This is a genomic window from Streptomyces sp. NBC_01352 (assembly GCF_036237295.1).
GTDB lineage: Bacteria > Actinomycetota > Actinomycetes > Streptomycetales > Streptomycetaceae > Streptomyces > Streptomyces plumbiresistens.
In genome coordinates, this window is sequence record NZ_CP108354.1 from 1,975,138 (window position 1) to 1,991,502 (window position 16,365).

The 16,365-nt window shown below is 71.3% G+C and carries 16 protein-coding genes; 9 read left to right on the plus strand and 7 right to left on the minus strand.

Translation table 11 applies throughout. The annotated features are described in order from the left end of the window. Window positions 1-401 precede the first annotated feature (401 nt). Window positions 402-746 carry a cupin domain-containing protein gene (locus OG252_RS09445; RefSeq protein ID WP_329335194.1) on the plus strand — a complete coding sequence of 115 codons (345 nt, stop codon included), beginning with the start codon at window positions 402-404 and terminating at the stop codon, window positions 744-746. Here the strand turns inward: OG252_RS09445 and OG252_RS09450 are convergent. After that, window positions 736-1,740, minus strand: coding sequence for a LacI family DNA-binding transcriptional regulator (locus tag OG252_RS09450; protein WP_329335196.1), 1,005 nt, complete (start codon window positions 1,738-1,740; stop codon window positions 736-738). The genes OG252_RS09445 and OG252_RS09450 overlap by 11 nt on opposite strands. A gap of 109 nt (window positions 1,741-1,849) precedes the next feature. Here OG252_RS09450 and OG252_RS09455 point away from each other — a divergent pair, with 109 nt between their 5' ends. Together OG252_RS09455 and OG252_RS09460 are read left to right on the plus strand one after the other, a co-directional pair. Beyond that, entirely contained in the window at window positions 1,850-3,013 is a 1,164-nt protein-coding gene (locus tag OG252_RS09455) for a Gfo/Idh/MocA family protein (protein ID WP_329335199.1), read from the plus strand. A gap of 122 nt (window positions 3,014-3,135) precedes the next feature. After that, complete coding sequence (locus OG252_RS09460; protein WP_266450577.1) at window positions 3,136-3,801, plus strand: hypothetical protein; 666 nt, start codon at window positions 3,136-3,138, stop codon at window positions 3,799-3,801. Between the two features lie 37 nt (window positions 3,802-3,838). On the opposite strand, the gene OG252_RS09465 is transcribed toward OG252_RS09460, so the two are convergent. Beyond that, window positions 3,839-4,873 carry a LacI family DNA-binding transcriptional regulator gene (locus OG252_RS09465; RefSeq protein WP_266450576.1) on the minus strand — a complete coding sequence of 345 codons (1,035 nt, stop codon included), beginning with the start codon at window positions 4,871-4,873 and terminating at the stop codon, window positions 3,839-3,841. 123 nt (window positions 4,874-4,996) lie between these two features. On the opposite strand from OG252_RS09465, the gene OG252_RS09470 reads away from it, so the two are divergent. From OG252_RS09470 to OG252_RS09485, 4 genes are read left to right on the plus strand one after another with little or no spacing between them, the layout of a single operon-like run. Then, window positions 4,997-6,163, plus strand: a complete 1,167-nt coding sequence (locus OG252_RS09470; protein ID WP_329335204.1) for a phytanoyl-CoA dioxygenase family protein — start codon at window positions 4,997-4,999, stop codon at window positions 6,161-6,163. A gap of 15 nt (window positions 6,164-6,178) precedes the next feature. Continuing rightward, window positions 6,179-6,955: an SDR family oxidoreductase gene (locus OG252_RS09475; protein WP_266450573.1), complete on the plus strand. Its 777-nt coding sequence runs from the start codon at window positions 6,179-6,181 to the stop codon at window positions 6,953-6,955. A gap of 59 nt (window positions 6,956-7,014) precedes the next feature. Continuing rightward, window positions 7,015-8,019: a Gfo/Idh/MocA family protein gene (locus OG252_RS09480; protein ID WP_266450572.1), complete on the plus strand. Its 1,005-nt coding sequence runs from the start codon at window positions 7,015-7,017 to the stop codon at window positions 8,017-8,019. After that, entirely contained in the window at window positions 8,016-9,038 is a 1,023-nt protein-coding gene (locus OG252_RS09485; protein ID WP_266450571.1) for a Gfo/Idh/MocA family protein, read from the plus strand. The genes OG252_RS09480 and OG252_RS09485 overlap by 4 nt, the downstream gene beginning before the upstream one ends. Before the next feature lie 64 nt (window positions 9,039-9,102). Here OG252_RS09485 and OG252_RS09490 read toward each other — a convergent pair whose 3' ends face one another. From OG252_RS09490 to OG252_RS09510, 5 genes are read right to left on the minus strand one after another with little or no spacing between them, the layout of a single operon-like run. Further along, window positions 9,103-10,131: a Gfo/Idh/MocA family protein gene (locus OG252_RS09490; protein WP_329335207.1), complete on the minus strand. Its 1,029-nt coding sequence runs from the start codon at window positions 10,129-10,131 to the stop codon at window positions 9,103-9,105. Window positions 10,132-10,142: 11 nt separating this feature from the next. Next, window positions 10,143-11,045, minus strand: a complete 903-nt coding sequence (locus OG252_RS09495; RefSeq protein ID WP_329335208.1) for a sugar phosphate isomerase/epimerase family protein — start codon at window positions 11,043-11,045, stop codon at window positions 10,143-10,145. Between the two features lies 1 nt (window position 11,046). Continuing rightward, window positions 11,047-11,967: an ATP-binding cassette domain-containing protein gene (locus OG252_RS09500; protein ID WP_266450567.1), complete on the minus strand. Its 921-nt coding sequence runs from the start codon at window positions 11,965-11,967 to the stop codon at window positions 11,047-11,049. Between the two features lie 5 nt (window positions 11,968-11,972). Beyond that, window positions 11,973-13,049: an ABC transporter permease gene (locus OG252_RS09505; protein ID WP_266450566.1), complete on the minus strand. Its 1,077-nt coding sequence runs from the start codon at window positions 13,047-13,049 to the stop codon at window positions 11,973-11,975. Next, window positions 13,049-14,068: a sugar ABC transporter substrate-binding protein gene (locus OG252_RS09510; protein WP_266450565.1), complete on the minus strand. Its 1,020-nt coding sequence runs from the start codon at window positions 14,066-14,068 to the stop codon at window positions 13,049-13,051. The genes OG252_RS09505 and OG252_RS09510 overlap by 1 nt, the downstream gene beginning before the upstream one ends. Window positions 14,069-14,353: 285 nt before the next feature. On the opposite strand from OG252_RS09510, the gene iolC reads away from it, so the two are divergent. Then, window positions 14,354-15,346 carry a 5-dehydro-2-deoxygluconokinase gene (gene iolC, locus OG252_RS09515; RefSeq protein ID WP_329335211.1) on the plus strand — a complete coding sequence of 331 codons (993 nt, stop codon included), beginning with the start codon at window positions 14,354-14,356 and terminating at the stop codon, window positions 15,344-15,346. A gap of 118 nt (window positions 15,347-15,464) precedes the next feature. Then, window positions 15,465-16,250 (plus strand): GntR family transcriptional regulator, encoded by a 786-nt coding sequence (locus OG252_RS09520; RefSeq protein WP_266450562.1) that lies wholly within the window; start codon window positions 15,465-15,467, stop codon window positions 16,248-16,250. Window positions 16,251-16,365: the final 115 nt, after the last annotated feature.

The window sequence follows — 16,365 nt, forward strand, 5'->3', positions numbered from 1 at the left end:
CGGTGCGACCCTCCAAAGCGCCCCTCGACCACCAGGGCGTGCCCGACGTCCCGGCGACCCTGCGAGGCCCGATCGGCGATGAACCGGGCGTAGCCATGCGCGAGGGCGGAGGCGGCGACGCCGTCATCAGCGGCCATCGGGCCTCATGGCGGCGAGTGAGCCCGGCGACCGTGAAGCACGGCCAGGACGGCTCCGTTGAAACCGCAGAACACCCCGCCAGCATGCAGCATGGCCTCGCCCGCTGTTGGTGCGGCTCGGACGTGGCCGCCGGGCCCGACGATCATCCGAGCCCGGCGGCGCCGCACATCCGCGCACGCCACGACGATGTGTCCTCCCACCTGCGCCGATCCCCCACACTCTGTCGGCAGCCGAAGACCCTCCCGCCTGCTTAGGGTCGCCCCATGACGCACAGCTTCGTCCTCCGTATCCCCGACGCCGAGCTCGAGCCCGAGCCCCTCGACCCGGAGCGGATCGTGTCCGGGACGCCCGAGGTGACCGGGAAGGTGGTCTGGGAGTCGGAGGACGGCAGGCAGCTGCGTGGGATCTGGCAGATCACGCCGGGTGTGGTCACCGACATCGAGGCGGACGAGCTGTTCGTCGTGGTCAGCGGGTCGGCCACCGTGGAGGTCGAGGGCGGGCCGACGCTGACGGTCGGGCCCGGGGACATGGCCGTACTGCGCGCGGGCGAGCGTACGACGTGGACGGTGCACGAGACGCTGCGGAAGGTGTACGCGATCAGTCTGTGAGCGGCGGGGCCGTGGTGCCGCGGATCTCCAGTGTCGGGGCGGCCAGGTGGAGCCGCCCCGCTCCTCCGGCCGACTCGAAGCGGTCGAGGAGACAGCGGGCGGCGCGGCGGCCGACCTCGTGGCCGGCGTTGTCGACGGTGGTGAGCCACAGGTGGCGCAGCCGGGCGATGCTCGTGTCGTCGTAGCCGGTGACGGACAGGTCGTGCGGGACGCGCAGGCCCAGTTCCGCGGCCGCCGAGAGCACGCCGACGGCGGTGATGTCGTTGACGGCGACGACCGCGGTCGGCCGCCCGGGCCGGCCGAGCAGTCGTACGGCGGCCCGGAACCCGCCCTCCTCCGTCATGTCGCCGGTCTCGACGAGTGCCCGGTCGGCGAGGCCGTGGGCGCGCATGGCCGCCTCGAAGCTGCGGCGGCGCAGGTCGCCCACGGCTCCGTAGCCCGCGATGTGCGCGATGCGGCGGTGGCCGAGGCCGATGAGGTGCTCGGTGACCAGCCGGGCGCCCTGCTCGTCGTCGCCGGCGACCACGTCGACGCCGTGCGGGACGGGCTCGCGGGCGCCCGCGACGACGACCGGTATCCGCTCGGCGACGGTCCCGAGTGCGGCCGGGTCGGGCAGGGTGCCGACCACGACCAGGCCGTCGGCCTGGAGGTCCAGGAAGGGCCGGGCGAGGTCCTGGCCGGTGCGGCGGTTGAGGCGGGCGTCGCCCAGCAGCATGTGCAGGCCCTGGTCGTGCAGGAGGGCGTTCAGGCCGTCGAGCAGGTCGATGAACCAGGGGTTGCGCAGGTCGTTGAGGAGGACGCCGACCGTGCGGGTGCGCTGTTCGCTGAGGCTGCGGGCGGCGGCGTTGGGGCGGTAGCCGAGTTCGTGTACGGCCCGCAGCACGGCGTCCCGCTTCTCGGGGCGGACCTGGTCGGAGCCGCGCAGCACGAGCGAGACCAGCGACTTGGAGACGCCGGCCTGCTGGGCCACGTCCCGGATCGTCGGCTGTCTCATGCTCTGGACCGTTCCATGTGACGCGCTGCCTTGTCAAAGGGGTTGACACCTGTCGAAAGCCCGCTCAGGGTGGCTTGGACAGTTAATGGACCGGTCCAAAGAGGGGCTCATGGTGGATACGCTCGGTGTCGCCGTCGTCGGATTCGGCTGGATGGGCCGGGTGCACAGCCAGGCGTACGCCCGCGTCCCGCATCACTACCCGCGACTGGGCCTGCGCCCGGAGCTGGTGACGGTCGCCGACGAGGTGCCCGGGCGGGCCGAGGAGGCCGCCGCTCGGTTCGGCTTCGCCACGGCCGTCCGGGACTGGCGCGAGGTGGTCGCCGACCCGCGGGTGCGGGCCGTGAGCATCACCGCGCCGAACTTCCTGCACCGGGAGATCGGTGTCGCGATGGCCGAGGCCGGCAAGCACATCTGGATCGAGAAGCCGGTCGGTCTGACCGTGACGGACGCCCGGGCGGTCGCCGACGCCGTCGCGAAGGCGGGTGTGCAGGGCACGGTCGGCTTCAACTACCGCAACGCACCCGCCGTGGAATCGGCCCGGCGGCTGATCGCCGACGGCGAGATCGGCACGGTCACGCACGTCCGCGTCCGCCTGTTCAGCGACTACGCGGCCCATCCCGAGGGCGCGTTGACCTGGCGGTACGAGCGGGAGCGGGGCGGCAGCGGAGTGCTGGGCGACCTGGCCTCGCACGGCGTGGACCTGGCCCGGTACCTGCTCGGCGACATCGCCTCCCTGACCGCCGACACGGCGGTCTTCGTCCCGGAGCGGGCCCGGCCCACCGCCGCGACGGCCGGTCACAGCCGTGCGTCCGGCGGCGAGCTCGGCCCGGTCGAGAACGAGGACTACGTCAACTGCCTGCTGCGCTTCGACTCCGGCGCGCGCGGTGTCCTGGAGGCCTGCCGGGTCTCGGTCGGCGAGCAGAACAACTACGGCTTCGAGGTGCACGGCACCAAGGGCGCGGTGTTCTGGGACTTCCGCCGGATGAACGAACTCGGCGTCAGCCGCGGCGACCGCTACCAGGACCAGCCGGTCAGCACGGTGTACATGGGTCCTGGCGAGGGCGAGTACGAGGCCTTCCAGCCCGGTTCGGCCAACGCCATGGGCTACGACGACCTCAAGGTGATCGAGGCGTACCGCTTCCTGAGCTCGATCGCCGAGGGCGCCTCGCACGGGGCCACCCTCGCGGACGCGGTGCAGAGCGCTGCCGCACTGGACGCGATGGCGCGGTCCGCCGAGAGCGGTGGCTGGGCGGACGTACACCGGGGAGGGTGACCGTAGGACCACCCACGATCCGGTTCTTGGGCCCAGGGACGGCGCGCCCCCGGGACGGCAGGCTTCTGGGTGTCGGCACAACCGCCGACGCCGAGTCCGCCCACCGACACTCGGGGGAACCCATGAACGAGACCTTCGCCAGGCGCCTGACGGGCCTCGCGGGCATCGCCGCCGCGGCCGCACTCATCGTCGAAGTGCCGCTGTACTTCATCTACTCGGGCCCGCCGCCGGACGCCAACGTCCTTACCCGGCTGCTGATCGGGATCGTCGCGCTCGCGCTCATGGTCGTGTTCGTGACGGCCTTCCGCGAGCTGGTCCGGCGGGTGAGCCCCGCCCACGAGTGGGTCGGCTCGATGGCCTCCGCCACCGGACTGGTCTACGCGACGATCACCCTGGTCTCCATGGGTCTCGAGGCGGGCGCGGTCATCGCCGCCGACCGTCCGATCGATCCGACCATCGACGTCAGCGGCACGTACGTCCTCTACGGGTCGATCTCCCGCGTCATGCTGGCGCTGTTCCTCACCGCGTTCGGCCACGCCGTCTCCCGCACCCGGCTGCTGCCCCACTGGACCGGCCGGTCGGCGTACGTCCTCGCCGCGATCAACCTGGCCTTCGTGCCGTCCCTGTTCTTCGGCAACACGCCGGCGGACTTCTACGCGGCGAACGGCTGGGGCACCACCGCGCTGATGGGCGCCGTCCTCAGCTACTGGCTGCTGGCCGTGGGCATCTGCGTCCACCGCAGTGCCGGACGGGTCGCCCCGACCGGATCGCCTGCCCTGCAGCCCTGACGCTCCCCCTCGCACGGCCCGCCCCAGGCCGCCGGTGTCAGCCGGTCGTCGCCTGGGGCGGCATGTTGTACGGCGTGACCACCTGGATCGCGGACGGCAGCGTGGGCCCGGCGGGAGGCAGGGCGCCGTGGGCGCGCATGACGAGGCGGCAGGCCTCGCGCAGGTCCTGGCGCAGGTCGTGGTGGAGCACGGCGGACAGGCGGTGCTCGCGCAGCAGCCGGGTGTTGTCGTGGTCCAGGTCGTGGGCGACGAACACCGCGCACTCCCGCCCCGCGTCCTCGAAGGCGCGCAGGGTCGCGATGTTGCCGCCGCCGATCGAGTAGACCGCGCGGATGGCGGCGTCGCGTTCCAGCGCGGCCCGTACGAGGTCGTACTGGGTGGCGTCCAGGCCCTGTCCCTCGGCGATCTCGACCAGGATGTGCTCCGGGTGGTGGGTGCGCATGGCACTGCGGAAGCCCATCTCGCGCTCCTCCTCGTTGCGGAAGAAGCCGCTGCTGAGGCTGGTGAGCACATGGCCGGGGCGGTCGCCGAGCCACTGGCCCATGAGGTACGCGGCGGTCGCGCCGGCCGCCCGGTTGTCGATGCCGACGTAGCCGAGGCGGGCGGTGGCGGGCAGGTCGGTGACCAGGGTGACGACGGGGATGCCCGCCTCCACGAGCCGCCCGACGGCCGCGGTCGCCTCGGGAACGTCGGGGGCCTTGAGGACCACGCCCTGGGAGCCGCGCCGGGCGATCCCGTCCAGGGTCCGGGCGAGCTCCTGGACCGGGCCGGTCTCGCGGAAGTGGAAGCGCGAGCGCACGACCGCCGGGTGCAGGGACGGCAGCTCGGCCTCCAGGGCGGCGCGGACGGCGGTGGAGAACCGTTCCGGTGCCTGCATCACGATGTCGATCATGAAGGTACGGCCGACCAGGCGAACCTGGGTGCGCTGCCGGTCGAGGTCGGCGATGGCCTGCTGGACCTCCCGGGCGGTGCTCTCGCGCACGCCGCCCCTGCCGTTGAGGACCCGGTCGACGGTGGCCTCGCTCAGGCCCGCCTGACGTGCGATCTCCCGGATCGGGAAGGGATGGCCCACGTGAGGCTCCTTGAAGGGTTTTTGATGGCTCGCTGCCGGTTGTTCGAGGGGTTTGTACTGACAAGAATGACAGCGCCGGGTCACCCCTGTCACCGAGCCGCTTCCTCGACCGAAAGGACGACGATGTCCTTCACCTCCGTACAACGCCGTGCCTGGCTGTCCGAGCAGGACTGCGACCTCGCCGATCTGCGCGGGCTCGTCGAGCGCTCGACGGACCTCGCCGACTACCCGTACGCCGCTTCCGTGGAGCGCGACGTCCTGATCTACGACGGTGCGCGGCTGCGCGAGGCCGAGGACCGGCGTGAGGTGCAGGCCGAACTGGTTCGCGCACTCACCGACGGTCCCGGCATCGTGGTCTTCCGGGGCGCCTTCCCGGATCCGGCGGTCGTCGACCGGCAATCCGCCGTGTTCGACGCGCTGATCGCCGAGCAGCACGCCTCGGGCGCGACGGCCGGCGACCACTTCGCCGCGCCCGGCGCCAACGACCGGGTATGGAACGCCCTGGAGAAGGCGGCCCTGTACGACCCGGAGGCGTTCGCCGACTACTACGCCAACGACCTCCTGGCGCTGGTCTCGGCCGCCTGGCTCGGTCCGGGCTACCAGGTCACCTCGCAGGTCAACGTGGTCAACCCGGGCGGCGCGGCGCAGACCGCGCACCGCGACTACCACCTGGGCTTCCTGTCCAACGAGGTCGCGGCGGCCTACCCCGCGCACGTGCACCGCCTCTCCCCCGTGCTCACCCTCCAGGGCGCGGTCGCGCACTGCGACATGCCGGTCGAGTCCGGGCCGACGCTGTACCTGCCGTACTCGCAGACCTACGAGCCCGGCTATCTGGCGTGGCGACTCCCTCAGTTCCAGGCGTACTTCGACGAGCGGCACATCCAGCTCCCGCTGGCCAAGGGCGACGCGGCCTTCTTCAACCCGGCGCTGTTCCACGCCGCCGGCACCAACCGCTCCACGGACATCCGGCGCACGGCCAACCTCCTCCAGGTGTCCTCGGCGTTCGGGCGGGCGATGGAGACGGTGGACCGCGAGGCGGTCGCCAACGCCGTGTTCCCCGTCCTCCTCAGGCGCCGGGCCGAGGGCGCGAGCCAGGAGTGGCTGGAGAACGTGATCGCGGCGAGCGCGGAGAGCTACCCCTTCCCCACCAACCTCGACAGCGATCCGCCGGTCGCGGGCCTCGCCCCGCCGTCACAGGCGGACGCGGTACGGCGGGCCCTGCGCGAGACGTGGACGCCCGAGGACCTGCGGGACGAACTGCGGGCCGGCGCCGAGCGCCGCTCAAGCTGAAAGGACCCGAAACTTATGGGACTTCTCGACGACAAGGTCGTCCTGGTCAACGGCGGCAGCCAGGGCGTCGGCGCCGCCATCGCGCGGGCCGCCGTCCGCGCGGGCGCGGTGGTCGCCGTCAGCGGCCGCCGCCCGGAACCCGGCGAGGCCCTGGTGGCGGAGCTGGCGTCCGCGGGCGGCAAGGCCATGTTCGTACGGGCCGACCTGGCCGACGCCGAGCAGGCCAAGGCCTCCGTCGCACAGGTCGTCGCGGCGTACGGCCGCGTCGACTGCCTGGTGAACTCGGCCGGCCTCACCACACGGGGCACGCTCCTGGACACCACGCCCGAACTGTTCGACCAGCACATCGCGATCAACCTCAAGGCGCCCTTCTTCGCCATGCAGGCCGCCGTCGCCGACATGGTGGGCCGGAAGGCGCCCGGCACGGTCGTCAACATCATCACGTCCTCGGCACACGGCGGACAGCCGTTCCTCGCCCCGTACGTCGCCGCGAAGGCCGGACTGATCGGCCTGACCCGCAACGCGGCGCACGCCCACCGCTTCGACCGGGTCCGCATCAACGGCCTGAACATCGGCTGGACCGCGACCGAGGGCGAGGACGCGACACAGAAGGCCTTCCACGGCGCCGGCGACGACTGGCGCGAGCAGGCCGCGGCCCGGCTGCCGATGGGCAAGCTGGGCCAGCCGGACGAAATCGCCGACTTCGTGGTCTTCCTGCTGTCGGACCGGTCCGGTGTGGTCACCGGCTCGGTGATCGACTGGGACCAGAACGTGCTCGGCGGTCTCGACTGACCTTCCCCTCCCCGCACCACATCCGCTCAGGCATCCGCACCCAAGGAGCAGCAATCCCCATGCGCATCGGAATCCTCGGCCTCGGCCGCATCGGCGCCTTCCACGCCGAGACCCTCTCCGGACTCGACGCGGTCGCCTCGCTCGTCGTCGCCGACCCCTTCGCGGACGCCGCCAAGACCGCCGCCGAACGGTTCGGCGCCGAGGTCGCGGACTCCCCCGAGGCCGTGCTGGCCGCCGGGGTGGACGGCATCGTCGTCGCCGCGGCGACCGACGCCCACCCCGCGCTGATCCGCGCCGCCGTGGAATCGGGCGTGCCCGTGTTCTGCGAGAAGCCCGTCGCCCGCACCATGCGGGAGGGCGTCGAGGTGCTGAAGTCCGTCCAGGGCAGTGCCGTGCCGATCCAGATCGGCTACAACCGCCGCTTCGACGCCGGGTTCGTCGCCGCGCGGGCCGCCGTGCAGAGCGGCGAGCTGGGCAAGCTGCACACCGTACGGTCGACCACGCTGGACCCGGCGCCGCCGCCCGCCGCGTACATCGCCGCCTCCGGAGGCATCTTCCGCGACTGCTCGGTGCACGACTTCGACATCATCCGCTGGGTGACCGGCCGCGAGGTGACCGAGGTGTACGCCGTCGGCGGCAACCGGGGCGCCGACTACATCAAGGAGGCGGGCGACGCCGACACCACCGGCGCGATCCTCACCCTGGACGACGGCACGATCGCGGTGGTCTCCAACTCCCGCCACAACGCCCGGGGTTACGACGTCCGCATGGAGATCCACGGCTTCACCGACTCCATCGCCGTGGGCCTGGAGGACAAGCTGCCGCTGCGCTCGGTCGAGCCCGGCGTGACCTTCCCGGCCGGCACCCCGCACGACTTCTTCATGGACCGCTTCACCGAGGCCTACCGCGCCGAACTGACCGCGTTCACCGAGGTCGTGGCCGGCACCCGCACCTCCCCCTGCACGATCGAGGACGCCCTGGAGGCCGGCTGGATCGCCGAGGCGTGCACACTGTCGCTGGGCGAGCACCGTCCCGTGACGATCGAGGAGGTACGGCAGGCATGAGCACACCGGGCCGGGAACCACTGCGCATCGGAGTACTGGGCGCGGCACGCATCACCGAACGCGCCCTCGTCGACCCGGCCCGGGCGACCGGCCACCGCCTCGTCGCGGTGGCCGCCCGCGACCGTTCCCGCGCCGAGGCCTTCGCCGCGGCGCACGGCGTGGAGCGGGTGGCCACCTCGTACGCCGACCTGATCGCCGACCCCGAGGTCGAGGCCGTCTACAACCCGCTCGCGAACGGCCTGCACGGGCCGTGGAACCTCGCGGCCCTCGCGGCCGGCAAGCACGTCCTGACGGAGAAGCCTTCGGCGAGCAACGCCGAGGAGGCCGCCGAGGTACGGAAGGCGGCGGAGAAGGCCGGGACCGTCTTCATGGAGGGCTTCCACTACCTCTTCCACCCCCTCACCCTCCGTCTGCACGAGATCCTCGCGAGCGGCGAGCTCGGTGAACTGCGGCGGGTGGAGACGCTGGTCGCCATCCCCGCCCCGGACGACTCCGACCCGCGCTGGTCGCTGCCGCTGGCCGGCGGAGCGGTGATGGACCTGGGCTGTTACAGCCTGCACGCCGTACGGATGCTCGCGCCCTGGGCGGGCGGTGCCCCACGACTCGTCTCCGCGCGCGGCGGCGAGCGCGCGGCCGCCCCCGGCGTCGACGAGTGGCTGGACGCCGAGCTGGAGTACCCGGGGGGCGCCACCGCGTCGGCCCGCTGCCACATGGCCTACGACGAGCTGGAGATGAGCTGCCGGATCATCGGCACCCGCGGCGAGGCGAGCGCCCCGAACTTCGTGCTGCCGCACCTCGACGACCGGGTCGTGGTGCGTACCCCGGAGGGCGAGCGGACGGAACGGCTCGGGACGCGGTCGTCGTACACGTACCAGCTGGAGGCGTTCGCGGACCGGGTGCGGGAGGGCACGCCGTTGCCGCTGGACGCGGACGACGCGGTGGCGACGATGACGCTGATCGACGCGTGCTATCGGGCGGCGGGGTTCGAGGTACGGCCCCGGATGACGGCCGGGCGCTGAGGCACGAGGCTGCACGCCCGCCCGCGGAAGGAGCGGGCCGGCGTCGCCGCCTCCACGGCTTCGGTCACCGGTACAGCGCGGGCCTCTCCACAAGATCGACCTCCACCCGGCCGCCCTCATCCAGCGCCCGCACCCCCGCCTCGCACACCGCCGCCGCGGCATAGCCGTCCCAGACGCTCGGGCCGGTGACCTCGCCGCGGCGGGTGGCGTCGACCCAGGTCTGGATCTCGCGGTCGTAGGCGTCGGCGAAGCGCACGGTGTAGTCCTGGTCGATGGTGCCGCCCCAGCGGCCGGCCATGTTGGTGACCATGGCGTGGCCGTCGCCGACGCGGGCGGTGCCGCGTTCGCAGACCATCTCGGCCTGGACCTGGTAGCCGAAGCCGCAGTTGACGAAGATCTCGACGTCGGACACCGCTCCGCCGTCCGTCTCGAAGACGACGAACTGCGGGTCCTGGAGGGCGTCCGGCGCGCTCGCGGAGGGGGTCGGGCGCCACACGGTGACGGCCGTGATCTCGTGGCCGAGCAGCCAGCGGGTCACGTCCGTCTCGTGCGCCACGGAGTCGCTGATGAGCATGGCGCTGGTGAAGCCGGGCGGGCTGGCGACGTTGCGGTGCCGGTTGTGCAGCATGAGCGGGCGGCCCAACTGCCCTGTCTCCAGGAGCGCCTTGAGCCTGACGTACTCGGCGTCGTAGCGCCGCATGAAGCCGACCTGGACCAGCCGCCGGCCCAGCGTCCGCTCGGCCTCCAGTACGCGCAGCGCGGAGGCCGCGTCGGGGGTGAGCGGCTTCTCGCACAGCACCGGCAGGCCGCGCTCGAAGGCGACCAGCAGGGCGGCCTCGTGGGCGGGGCCCGGGGAGGCGACCAGGACGGCGTCGACGTCGGCCGCCGCCATCGCGGAGGCCGGGTCGGTGTACGCGGTGCAGCCGTCGACGCGGGCCGCGACGGCCTTGGCGCGCTCCGCGTCGACGTCGACCACGGCGGTCACCCGGGCGCCGCTGGTGACCTGTTGGATACGGCGGACATGATCGGCGCCCATCCGGCCGGTGCCGATGACGGCGACGCGGAGTTCCTCGCTCGTGCCACGGGTGGTCATGGTCGTCCCCTTCAGGCGCCGCAGGACCTCAGGAACTTGCGGGTACGCACGGCGATCGGCAGCGGCTTGTCCGGCTCGCACGGGTACATGTCCTGCTCGACGATCGCGAACAGCTCCACGCCGAGCCGCTGCGCGGCCACCAGGACCGGCTCCAACTCCGGTACACCGGACGGCGGTTCGCACATCACTCCGCGCTGTACGGCCGGCCCGAACGGCACGCCGTTCTTGACGACGTCGGCGAGGATCTCCGGGTCGACCTGCTTGAGGTGGAGGTAGCCGACGCGTTCGCCGTACGTCTCGATGAGCTTGACGCTGTCGCCGCCGCAGTAGGCGTAGTGCCCCGTGTCCAGGCAGAGGTTGACCAGGTCGGAGTCGGTCGAGTCGAGGAACCGCTCGACGTGGTCCTCGGTGTCGAGGTGGGTGTCGGCGTGCGGGTGGACGACGATGTCGAGGCCGTACGTCTCCTTGACCTCATGGCCCAGCCGCTCCATACCCTTGGTCAGGTGGGCCCACTGCTCGCCGGTCAGCTCCGGCGGCTCCAGGATCTCGGCGGTCTTGTCGTCGCGCCAGAAGGACGGGATGACGACGAGGTGCTTCGCTCCCATCGCCTGGGTGAGCGCGGCGACCTGGCTGACGTGCTCCCAGGTGGCCTCCCAGACGGAGGGGCCGCGGTGCAGGCCGGTGAAGACCGTGCCCGCCGAGACCTTGAGCTCGCGCCGGGCGATCTCGTGCGTCAACCGGGCCGGGTCGGTGGGCAGATAGCCGTACGGTCCCAGCTCGATCCAGGAGTAGCCGGCCTCGGCGACCTCGTCCAGGAAGCGTTCCCAGGGCACCTGCGCCGGGTCGTCCGGGAACCAGACGCCCCAGGAGTCGGGTGCCGAGCCGACCCGGATACGGTCCAGCGCAGAGGCCATGTCAGGACTTCCCTTCGCCGGTGGTCGCGACGGGTGCGGTGAGGTCCTTCTCCTCGGGGAGTTCCTCGACGTCGACGCCGCGGACCTGGGCCAGCTCGTGTTTGAGGGCGGCGAGTTCGGTGCCGCCGGCCATGTGGTTGGTGAGCTCGTCCAGGCTGACCTGGCTGCGGTCGGCGGACAGTTCCATGGTGCCCAGGCGCAGGACGCTGAAGTGGTCGCCGACCATGTAGGCGTGGTGCGGGTTGTGGGTGATGAAGATGACGCCGAGGCCGCGGTCGCGGGCGGCGGCGATGTATTTGAGCACCACGCCGGACTGCTTGACGCCAAGAGCGGCGGTGGGCTCGTCCAGGATGAGGACGCGGGCGCCGAAGTAGACGGCGCGGGCGATGGCGACGCACTGGCGCTGGCCGCCGGAGAGGGTGCCGATGGGCTGTTCGAGGTCGTCGAGGACGATGCCCATGTTGCGCAGTTCCTCGTCGGCGGTCTTCTTCATTCTCTCGATGTCGAGGCGGCGGACGGGCCAGGGGCCGCGGGTCATCTCGGAGCCGAGGAAGAAGTTGCGCCAGACCGGCATCAGGGGGACGACGGCGAGGTCCTGGTAGACGGTGGCGATGCCCTTGTCGAGGGCCTCGCGCGGGGTGGAGAAGCGCACGGGGGTGCCGTCGACGAGGAAGTCGCCCTCGGTGTGCTGGTGCAGCCCGGAGATGATCTTGATGAGGGTGGACTTGCCGGCGCCGTTGTCGCCGAGCACGCAGGTGACCTTGCCGGGGTGCACCTGGAGGTCGACGCCGTGCAGGGCACGGATGTTGCCGTACGACTTGCCCGCACCGCGCAGTTCGACGATCGGCGCGTCCGTGGCGGGCGCGGCGTCGCTCTCGGGCAGGACGGCGCCGTGGGTGCCGGTTCCGTTGGTGGTTGTCATGGGGGTCACCTCCGGGTCGCCGACTGGCGGACCCACAGATTGATCAGGACGGCGCCGAGCAGCATCACGCCGAGGAACGCCTTGAACCAGTCGGGGTTCCAGCCGGCGAAGACGATGCCCTGGTTCACCATGCCGAACATGAAGGCACCGAAGACCGGGCCGATCGCCGAGCCGTAGCCGCCGGTCAGCAGACAGCCGCCGATGACCGCCGCGGCGATGTAGATGAGCTCCTGGCCGACGCCCTCGCCGGACTGGACGGTGTTGAAGGTGAACAGCTGGTGCATGCCGACGAACCAGGCGCCGAAACCGACCAGCATGAACAGGGAGATCTTGGTGAAGGTCACGGGCACACCGACGGCCCGCGAGGAGTCCTTGTTGCCGCCGACCGCGAAGATCCAGTTGCCGTACTTGGTGCGCAGCAGGACCCAGGTGGCGATGGCCGCGAAGACCAGCCAGTAGAAGACCGTGATCTTCACCTGGACGCCGCCGATGTCGAAGGACGAGGCGAAGATCTTCTTCGCCTGGTCGAAGCCGGCCATGTCGCTGATGTCGTCGGTGGCCACGTTGGTGGTGACCAGCTTGGTGACCGCGAGGTTGGCACCCTGGAGGATCAGGAAGGTGCCGAGGGTGACCAGGAAGCTGGGCAGTCCGGTCTTGACGACCATCCAGCCGTTGAAGAAGCCGACCGCCAGGGACACGACCAGCGCGGCGATCACACCGACCCAGACGTTCATGGTCAGTTGGTAGCTGAGCATGCTCGCGGTGAGCGCCGAGGTGAGCACCGCGACGCCGGCCGAGAGGTCGAACTCGCCGCCGATCATCAGCAGCGCGACCGGCAGGGCCATGATGCCGATGGTCGACGACTGGTACAGGATCGTGGACATCGAGCTGCCGTCGCGCACCGGCGGTGCCGCGATCAGGAAGAACACGTACACCGCGGCGGCGCCGAGGAAGACACCCACCTCGGGCCTGGCCAACAGCCGCAGGGCCAGGGGGCGTTGAGAGGTCCGGCCGTCGGTCTTGTTCGGGCCGGAGGCCGGCGGTGTGGTCACCGCCGGCTCGGCATGCTGGGTCATACTCATCACCGGGTGCCCTTCGCGGCGAACGCGGCCACGGCGTCGACGTTCGTCTTGTCGACGAAGGCCGGCCCGGTCAGCACCGGCTGTTCACCGCCGCCCATGTAGTTGCCGTTGTTCTTGTAGAGCCACAGGGAGTCGATCGCCAGGTAGCCCTGGAGGTAGGGCTGCTGGTCCACGGCGAACTCGATGGAGCCCTGATCGATGGCGCTGGTCAGCTGCTTGTTGAGGTCGAACGTGGCGATCTTCGCCTTGCTGCCGGCCTCGGACACCGACTGCGTCGCGGTCAGCGCGAAGGGGGCGCCGAGGGTGACGATGTAGTCGATGGAGCTGTCCTGCTTGAGCTTGGCGGTGATCGTCGACTTCACGGACGGCATGTCGGTGCCGTTGACGAACAGCGTCTGCAGCTTGCCGGAGAAGGTCTTCTCCACGCCGTCGCAGCGCTGGGTCAGGCCGATGTTGCCCTGTTCCTGGACGACACAGACGGCGCTCTTGGCGCCGGCCGCGTTCAGCCGGTTGCCGAGTGCCTCGCCGGCCACGGTCTCGTCCTGGCCGAAGAACTCCATCAGGCCGAGCTTCTTCCATTCGCTCACACCGGAGTTGAGTCCGACCACGGGGATGTTCGCGGCCTTCGCCTTGCTCACGACGTCCTTGAGGGCGTCCGGCTTGGCGAGGGTGATGGCGATGCCGTCGACCTTCTGGTCGATCGCGTTCTGCACCAGGTTGGCCTGGTTGCCCGCGTTCGGGTCGGCGGAGTAGATCAGCTTGATGTTGTCCTTGGCTGCGGCGGCCTCGGCGCCCTTGCGGACGATGTCCCAGAAGGTGTCGCCGGGCGACTGGTGGGTCACCAGCGCGACCGTCATCCGGGGCGTGGTGGCCTTGCCCGCGGAGGCGCCGGCCTCGCTCTCCTCGGCCTTCTTGCCGCCGGAACTGCTGGAGCAGCCTGCGAGGGTCAGGGCCGCGGCCGCGGCGAGAGCCACGGCGGGGGCGAATCTGCGGGAGCGGAAGCCAGAAATGCGGTCCATCTTTCCTGCACCTCACTGTGCTACGGGGGAAAGGCAATCACGGGATTGTCAGGGGCCCGGGACCTCGGAAGACCCGGGTCGTACGCCGTGGGAACACGGCTTGTTCGCTGGGTCCGGATCCAACTCCTTCGGCTTGCCCGCTGTCAATACTTTGTTAAGACATCATTTCACAAGCAGGTCCGAATGTAAGTACAAACTATTGACAGTGTCACCCTCCGCGGCCTACACCTGGGGGCGGTAGGTCCTTCGGGATCCACCTCCCCCCGCAGCTCGAGGAGGTCGCGCATGGCCGGATCAGCCAAGTCCTTCGACCTGATCACTATGGGCCGTATCGGAGTCGATCTCTACCCCCTCCAGTCCGGCGTGCCCCTGGCACGTGTGGAGACCTTCGGGAAGTTCCTCGGCGGTTCGGCCGCGAACGTGGCGGTCGCGGCGGCCCGGCTCGGGCGCGCCACCGCGGTGATCACCCGCACCGGTGCCGATCCGTTCGGAGTCTATCTCCACCAGCAACTACGTGAGTTCGGGGTCGACGACCGCTGGGTGACCCCGGTGGACGGCCTGCCCACCCCGGTGACGTTCTGCGAGCTCTTCCCGCCGGACGACTTCCCGCTGTACTTCTACCGCCGGCCGAGCGCCCCCGACCTGGCCGTCCACACCGACGAGCTGGACTACTTCGCCATCCGCGCGGCCCGGATCTTCTGGATCACCGGCACGGGGCTGAGCCAGGAGCCGAGCCGCTCGGCGACGCTCGCCGCCCTGAAGTGCCGGGACAAGGCGGGCACGACGGTGTTCGACCTCGACTGGCGGCCCGCGCTGTGGAGCGACACGGCCTGGGGAGATCCGGAGGAGGCCCGGCCCTACTACGCCGAAGCACTCCGGCACGCGACCGTCGCCGTCGGCACCCTCGACGAGTGCGAGATAGCCACCGGCGTGCGCGAACCCCACGCGTGCGCCGAGGCGCTGCTGGCGGCGGGCGTGGAACTGGCGGTGGTGAAGCAGGGGCCCAAGGGAGTGCTCGCCGTGCACCGCGACGGTACGACGGCCGAGGTCCCGCCGGTCCCGGTCGAGGTGGTCAACGGCCTCGGCGCGGGCGACGCCTTCGGCGGCGCGCTGTGCCACGGGCTGCTCTCCGGCTGGGAACCGGAGCGGACCATGCGGTACGCGGGCGCGGCCGGCGCCCACGTCGCCTCCCGCCTCGCCTGCTCCTCCGCGATGCCGACCGCGGCCGAGATCGAGACCTTGCTCGCGGCGGCATCGGAACCGAGTACGACCGTCTGAGACGGAGTGGCGCCCCACGAGCCGGCCGTACGGGCACGGGAGGAGTACGACCGCCACGCCGCCGCCCGCCACCCCCACCTCCGAACCCCCGCTCCCGACCCTCCGAGGGAGGTACCCCATGGCGAAGACCGGCGGCTACTCACGTGCCGCGACCACCCCCGCACTCAGCTCCCTGGACTTCGCCCTGGACCGGGGCAGCCCGGTGCCGCTGTACTACCAGCTGGCCCAGCAGCTGGAGGCGGCCATCGAGCACGGCCAGCTGGCCCCGGGCAACCTGCTGGGCAACGAGATCGACCTCTCCGTACGCCTCGGGCTGTCCCGGCCGACGGTCCGCCAGGCCATTCAGTCCCTGGTCGACAAGGGGCTGCTCGTGCGGCGGCGCGGGGTCGGCACGCAGGTCGTGCACAGCCAGGTCAAGCGCCCCCTGGAACTCAGCAGCCTCTACGACGACCTGGAGGCGGCCGGACAGGCACCCGCCACCCAGGTCGTGCGCAACGAGACCGTCCCGGCCTCCGCCGACGTCGCGGCCGCCCTCGGCCTCGCGGAGGGCGGCCAGGTCACGGTCCTGGAGCGGCTGCGCTCGACGTACGGCCAGCCCGTGGCCTTCCTGTGCAACTACCTCCCGGCCGGCCTCCTCGACCTGGACACCGCGCGGCTCGAGTCGACCGGCCTGTACCGGCTGATGCGCTCCGCCGGCATCACCCTGCACAGCGCCCGCCAGACCATCGGCGCCCGCTCCGCCACCACCGAGGAGGCCGCCCTCCTCGACGAACAGGAGGGCACCGCACTGCTCACCATGCAGCGCACGGCGTACGACGACACGGGCCGGCCGGTGGAGTACGGGACGCACATCTACCGCGCTTCCCGGTACGCGTTCGACTTCCAGCTGCTGGTCAGACCCTGACGCCGCGATTCCGGGCGCCGGGCGGCCCCGGTTTCTCTTGACGCGGGGGGCAGAGGGGCGGAGAGTCGTATGTATACGTCGTAAACGTACGGCATCTCCGCAACCCGCGGGAGCG